Consider the following 6,592-nt stretch of genomic DNA (forward strand, 5'->3'; position numbering starts at 1 on the left):
CATGTTTGCCTTTCTTGTTATCAATAAAAAAGGCCTCCCGGGTGGGAGGCCTTATTGTTCGTCTTCGCATTCTTTATCACACGACGAAACGCCTCCCAATCAGGGGAAGGTAAAAAAGAATGCGAAGAAAAACGGTAGTCGTATCACAGCAGGTTAAAATCCTTAGTGTGGTGAGGTTTTACAGTACCTGCTCTGTTTTCGTTCTGTCAATAAAAAACGCGCCCGAAGGCGCGTTGGCGATACACATTAAAGTACAAAGTTCAGTTTACTCTTCTTCAACTTCTTCTACGAAGCTTGCGTCTTTCACCGACGTTGCGGCGCGACGGGCTTCCCCTTTGTGTTGCACCTTATTGAGCTGCCGTTCCAGCTTGTTGATCAATTCGTTAATGGCGGTGTACATATCTTCATGTTTAGCGCTGGCGACCAGATGCCCGTTCGGGGTATTCATCGTGGCGTCCGCTACAAATCCCTGTGGCTCTTTGGACAGGATGATATGTGGGTTAATTAAGTGGGTTTGCCATTTTTCCAATTTTGAGAGACGGTCTGCGACATGCTGGCGAATAGCCGGAGTAATTTCCATTTGTTTACTGGTAATGTTCATTGTCATAAATTTTACCTCTTGTCTTTCCGTCTTGGTGATTCCAGCATACCTCGGATTTGGTTAAAATGCGTGATAAAGATCACATTATTTTGTCACTTTTTGTCAGTGCATTCATTTTGTGAGTCAGGACAGGAAGAAGTGATTTTTTACTTGTCGGTTCGGGAAAATACCGCCATATTTGATAGGATGACCTGGAGCTAAACCGCTTCAGCTATGACGTGAAACGAATAAAAAAACGGCAGCCACAGGGCTGCCGTTTTGCTTGATAGGGTTGTCCGAATCAGGACTGCGTATTTTTGCTGTTGGCCGCGATGATTTTCGCGACTTTATCAGCCTGCGCGGTCATCTGCATTTCACGATAGGCGTTTTCCATCTTAGGAAGCGCGTCGCGGGTAGCCTGAGTGTCCGGATAATTACGCAGCATGTTTTCGGTGCGGTTAACCACAGCTACCCATGCACCACGTGCAGTGTAGTAATCAACAACGGAAAGTTCATACTTCGCCAGACGGTCTTTCAGGAAGACAAGACGCTTGTTGGCATCGGTGACGTATTGACTGTTCGGGTAGCCGCGCACCAGCTTCGAGAAGTCATTGAATGCGTCACGCGCATGTTGCGGATCGCGGTCGGAACGGTCTACGCCGAAGAAGCCCTGCAGCGCGCTATCGTCCAGCGCCATGTTCGTCAGGCCGCGCATGTACATCACATAGTCGATGTTCGGATGGGTCGGGTTAAGACGAATGAAACGGTCAATTGCGGCCTGGGCCAGCGGCAGATCGGCATTCTTATAGTATGCGTAGATCAGATCCAGCTGAACCTGCTGAGAATATGGCCCAAACGGATAGCGGTTATCCAACGCTTCCAGTTGCGTTATTGCCTGTTTCCAGTTACCGTCCTGCAGCTTTTGCTGAGCAGTTGCGTAGATTTCATTAGGCGGATTATCAGGAACTTCGTCCTTTGAACCAGAGCACCCCGCCAAAGCCAGGCTCAACGTGGCCGCTGCCACCAGATATTTCATGCGCGTCATGACGTTTTGACTTTCCTCAAAATGTTTATACGGGATATTCACAGTTCCTGTTCCCGATTAAGACCAGCTACAATAGCACACTATATTAAACGGCGAAGCCGTAAAAACCCAACGTTAACGAAGAAGCTGTATATGGCACAACGAGTACAACTCACCGCAACGGTGTCCGAGTCACAACTTGGACAACGCTTAGATCAGGCTTTGGCCGAAATGTTCCCTGATTATTCGCGTTCGCGCATAAAAGAATGGATCCTCGACCAACGCGTACAGGTAAATGGCAAAGTTTCAGACAAGCCAAAAGAGAAAGTCATGGGCGGCGAGACCGTCTCTATTGACGCCGAAATCGACGAAGAGATCCGCTTTGAAGCGCAGGATATCCCACTCGATATCGTTTATGAAGATGATGACATTATGGTCATCAACAAACCGCGCGACCTCGTGGTGCACCCTGGCGCCGGTAACCCGGATGGCACGGTGCTGAACGCGCTGCTGCACTATTATCCACCGATTGCTGATGTGCCGCGTGCGGGCATCGTGCACCGTCTGGATAAAGACACTACCGGGTTGATGGTGGTGGCGAAAACCGTTCCGGCACAAACGCGTCTGGTGGAATCGCTGCAGCTGCGTGAAATCACCCGTGAGTACGAAGCGGTGGCAATTGGTCACATGACCGCAGGCGGTAGCGTTGAAGAACCTATCAGCCGCCACCCGACCAAGCGTACGCATATGGCGGTACATCCAATGGGCAAACCGGCGGTAACGCACTATCGCATCATGGAACACTTCCGTGTGCACACGCGTCTGCGGCTGCGTCTGGAAACCGGACGTACGCACCAGATCCGCGTGCACATGGCGCATATTACCCATCCGCTGGTGGGCGATCAGGTCTACGGTGGCCGGCCACGTCCGCCGAAAGGCGCATCGGATGAGTTCATTTCCGTACTGCGCAAGTTTGACCGTCAGGCGCTTCACGCGACCATGCTGCGTCTTTATCATCCGATTTCGGGGATTGAAATGGAATGGCATGCGCCAATCCCACAGGATATGGTTGATCTGATTGCGGTGATGCGCGACGACTTTGAAGAACATAAGGATGACGTAGACTGGCTATGACCAAAATCATTGTCCCGGAGTGGCCGCTGCCAGCAAGCGTAGCGGCCTGCAGTTCAACGCGCGTGGGCGGGGTTAGCGAAGGCGCGTGGGATTCTCTGAATCTCGGCGCTCACTGCGGCGATAACCTTGAGCATGTGGAAGAGAACCGTAAGCGCATGTTCGCGGCGGGTAAACTGCCGTCGAACCCGGTGTGGCTTGAGCAGGTGCATGGTAAAGATGTTCTGCATCTGACCGGTGAACCGTACGCTTCTAAACGTGCCGATGCCTCCTACAGCAATACGCCCGGGACAGTGTGTGCGGTGATGACAGCCGATTGTCTTCCCGTTCTCTTTTGCAACAAAGCGGGAACGGAAGTGGCTGCAGCGCATGCTGGCTGGCGTGGTTTGTGCGATGGAGTGCTCGAAGAGACCGTTGCCTGCTTCAAAGACAGTCCCGAAAACATTTTTGCCTGGTTTGGCCCTGCGATTGGGCCGCAGGCCTTTGAAGTCGGCCCCGAAGTGCGTGACGCGTTTATGGCGAAAGATGCCAACGCGGTTAGCGCATTCCGTCCAGTCGGCGAAAAATACTATGCTGATATCTACCAGCTGGCGCGTCAGCGTCTGGGTAATATCGGTGTGACCGCTGTCTTTGGCGGTGACCGCTGTACCTTCAGCGAAAAGGATGATTTTTTCTCTTATCGCCGTGACCGTACTACTGGTCGTATGGCAAGTTTCATCTGGCTGATATAACCTATAGAATCAAGACGATCCAGAAGGCAGACATTTTTTTCTCATTGACCAGGTCATTTAACCTTGAATAATTGAGGGATGACCTCATTTAATCTCCTGTAGCAAATTTGACCTAGTATGGGAGGAGTCATGCGTCTGGATCGTCTTACCAATAAATTCCAGCTTGCTCTTGCCGATGCCCAGTCGCTGGCACTCGGGCACGACAACCAATTTATCGAACCTCTTCATTTAATGAGCGCCTTACTGAATCAGGAAGGGGGCTCGGTACGTCCATTATTAACGTCGGCTGGCATTAATGCCGGCCAGTTGCGTACTGCTATCGATCAGGCGTTGAGCCGTTTACCTCAGGTGGAAGGCACCGGTGGTGACGTGCAGCCGTCTCAGGATCTGATGCGTGTACTGAATCTTTGCGACAAGCTGGCGCAAAAACGCAACGACAACTTTATTTCGTCAGAACTGTTCGTTCTGGCGGCGCTTGAGTCTCGTGGCACTCTGACCGACCTGCTAAAAACGGCAGGCGCAACTACCGCCAGTATCACTCAAGCAATTGAACAGATGCGCGGAGGTGAAAGCGTGAATGACCAGGGTGCCGAAGACCAACGTCAGGCATTGAAGAAATATACGGTCGATCTGACCGAACGCGCCGAGCAGGGCAAACTTGACCCGGTTATCGGTCGTGATGAAGAAATTCGCCGTACCATTCAGGTACTGCAGCGTCGTACCAAAAACAACCCGGTATTAATTGGTGAGCCGGGTGTAGGTAAAACCGCCATCGTTGAAGGGCTGGCGCAGCGCATTATTAACGGCGAAGTACCGGAAGGCTTAAAAGGCCGTCGCGTACTGGCGCTGGATATGGGCGCGCTGGTGGCCGGGGCGAAATACCGCGGGGAGTTTGAAGAACGTCTGAAAGGCGTGCTGAACGATCTGGCGAAACAGGAAGGTAACGTCATCCTGTTTATCGATGAGCTGCATACCATGGTTGGTGCGGGTAAAGCCGACGGCGCGATGGATGCCGGTAACATGCTGAAACCGGCGCTGGCGCGTGGTGAACTCCACTGCGTAGGCGCAACGACGCTGGATGAGTATCGCCAGTACATCGAAAAAGATGCGGCGCTGGAACGTCGATTCCAGAAAGTGTTCGTTGCAGAGCCTTCGGTGGAAGACACCATCGCGATTCTGCGTGGTTTGAAAGAACGTTATGAACTGCACCACCACGTGCAGATTACTGACCCGGCAATCGTGGCGGCAGCAACGCTGTCTCACCGTTATATTGCCGACCGTCAGTTGCCGGATAAAGCCATCGACCTTATCGATGAAGCTGCGTCCAGCATTCGTATGCAGATTGACTCGAAGCCGGAAGAGCTCGACCGACTCGACCGCCGTATCATTCAGCTGAAGCTGGAACAGCAGGCGTTAATGAAAGAGTCTGACGAGGCGAGCAAGAAACGTCTCGATATGCTGAACGATGAGCTGAACGATAAAGAACGTCAGTACTCTGAGTTAGAAGAAGAGTGGAAAGCGGAAAAAGCGTCCCTCTCCGGCACGCAGACTATTAAAGCTGAACTGGAACAGGCGAAAATCGCCATTGAGCAGGCGCGTCGCGTCGGCGACCTGGCGCGGATGTCGGAACTGCAGTACGGCAAAATTCCAGAGCTGGAAAAACAGCTGGAAGCGGCAACCCAGTCTGAAGGCAAAACCATGCGCCTGTTACGTAATAAAGTGACGGATGCTGAGATTGCCGAAGTGCTGGCGCGCTGGACCGGTATTCCGGTTGCCCGCATGCTGGAAGGCGAGCGTGATAAGCTGCTGCGTATGGAGCAGGATCTGCACAGCCGCGTGATTGGGCAGAACGAAGCGGTTGAGGCGGTGTCGAATGCGATTCGCCGTAGTCGTGCAGGGCTGTCCGATCCTAACCGTCCGATTGGTTCATTCCTGTTCCTGGGGCCAACCGGGGTAGGTAAAACCGAACTGTGTAAAGCGCTGGCTAACTTTATGTTCGACAGCGACGATGCCATGGTGCGTATCGACATGTCCGAGTTTATGGAGAAACACTCCGTGTCTCGTCTGGTCGGTGCGCCTCCGGGATATGTCGGTTATGAAGAGGGCGGTTACCTGACGGAAGCGGTTCGTCGTCGTCCTTATTCTGTCATCCTGCTGGATGAAGTAGAGAAAGCGCATCCGGATGTGTTCAACATTCTGCTGCAGGTTCTGGACGATGGTCGTTTGACCGACGGGCAGGGGAGAACGGTCGACTTCCGTAACACGGTGGTCATCATGACTTCTAACCTCGGTTCCGACCTGATTCAGGAACGCTTCGGTGAACTCGACTACGGCCATATGAAAGATCTGGTACTGGGTGTGGTCAGCCACAGCTTCCGTCCAGAGTTCATTAACCGTATCGATGAAGTAGTGGTCTTCCATCCGTTGGGTGAAAACCATATCGCTTCGATTGCTCAGATTCAGCTGCAGCGTTTGTACCAACGTCTTGAAGAGCGTGGCTACGAAACGCAGATGTCTGATGAAGCGCTGCAATTGCTGAGTCAGAACGGTTACGATCCGGTGTATGGCGCACGTCCGTTGAAACGTGCCATCCAGCAGCAGATTGAAAACCCGCTGGCCCAGCAGATTCTGTCCGGCGAGCTGATTCCTGGCAAAGTTATCCGTCTGGAAGTTAAAGACGACCAGATTGTGGCAGTGCAGTAAGTCACAAAAAGCAGAAAACGAGCCCTTCGGGGCTCGTTTTTGTTTAAAAACCAGGCGAAAATAAGACGATTGAATGAAAAGTGAGCGAACGATAAGTTTTTTCTAATTTATGCTTGCGACTTCTCAGTATCTCCCTATAATGCGCCTCCACTGACACGGAACGACGGCAAACAAGCCGCCGGGTCAGCGAGATTCTCCTGAGAATCTCGAGAGACGAAAGCGAAAATAAACGCTTGACTTTCAAGCGGGAAAGCGTAATATGCACATCCCGCGCCGCTGGCAAAGCGAAGCGGCACTGCTCTTTAACAATTTATCAGACAATCTGTGTGGGCACTCGAAGATACGGATTCTTAACGTCGCAAGACGATAAATGAATACCAAGTCTCTGAGTGAACACGTAATTCATTACGAAGTTTAATTCAT

At 51.9% G+C, this 6,592-nt stretch carries 6 protein-coding genes and 1 other annotated feature; of the genes, 3 read left to right on the forward strand and 3 right to left on the reverse strand.

Annotated elements, in window-relative coordinates; genetic code table 11:
• Positions 1-23: 23 nt before the first annotated feature.
• Positions 24-148: a sequence feature (Phe leader region), on the reverse strand.
• The 3 genes from pheL to bamD all read right to left on the reverse strand — a co-directional run bounded on the left by pheL (position 100) and on the right by bamD (position 1,625).
• Positions 100-147, reverse strand: a complete 48-nt coding sequence (gene pheL / locus GKAS_RS25580; RefSeq protein ID WP_369709598.1) for a pheA operon leader peptide PheL — start codon at positions 145-147, stop codon at positions 100-102. Its footprint overlaps the feature before it by 48 nt.
• Before the next feature lie 117 nt (positions 149-265).
• Entirely contained in the window at positions 266-607 is a 342-nt protein-coding gene (gene raiA / locus GKAS_RS13890; protein WP_035894958.1) for a ribosome-associated translation inhibitor RaiA, read from the reverse strand.
• A 274-nt stretch (positions 608-881) separates the two neighbouring features.
• Complete coding sequence (bamD, locus tag GKAS_RS13895) at positions 882-1,625, reverse strand: outer membrane protein assembly factor BamD (protein ID WP_035894964.1); 744 nt, start codon at positions 1,623-1,625, stop codon at positions 882-884.
• A gap of 132 nt (positions 1,626-1,757) precedes the next feature.
• Here bamD and rluD point away from each other — a divergent pair, with 132 nt between their 5' ends.
• From rluD to clpB, 3 genes are all read left to right on the forward strand, one after another.
• Positions 1,758-2,738: a 23S rRNA pseudouridine(1911/1915/1917) synthase RluD gene (gene rluD, locus GKAS_RS13900; protein WP_035894959.1), complete on the forward strand. Its 981-nt coding sequence runs from the start codon at positions 1,758-1,760 to the stop codon at positions 2,736-2,738.
• The gene (yfiH, locus tag GKAS_RS13905) at positions 2,735-3,466 is read left to right on the forward strand and encodes a purine nucleoside phosphorylase YfiH (protein WP_035894960.1); all 732 of its coding nucleotides are present in this window, start codon (positions 2,735-2,737) and stop codon (positions 3,464-3,466) included. The genes rluD and yfiH overlap by 4 nt, the downstream gene beginning before the upstream one ends.
• Positions 3,467-3,595: 129 nt before the next feature.
• Positions 3,596-6,169, forward strand: a complete 2,574-nt coding sequence (clpB, locus tag GKAS_RS13910; protein WP_035894962.1) for an ATP-dependent chaperone ClpB — start codon at positions 3,596-3,598, stop codon at positions 6,167-6,169.
• Positions 6,170-6,592 lie beyond the last annotated feature (423 nt).

The sequence above is a fragment of the Kluyvera ascorbata ATCC 33433 genome, assembly GCF_000735365.1.
In the GTDB taxonomy this organism is placed as follows: domain Bacteria; phylum Pseudomonadota; class Gammaproteobacteria; order Enterobacterales; family Enterobacteriaceae; genus Kluyvera; species Kluyvera ascorbata.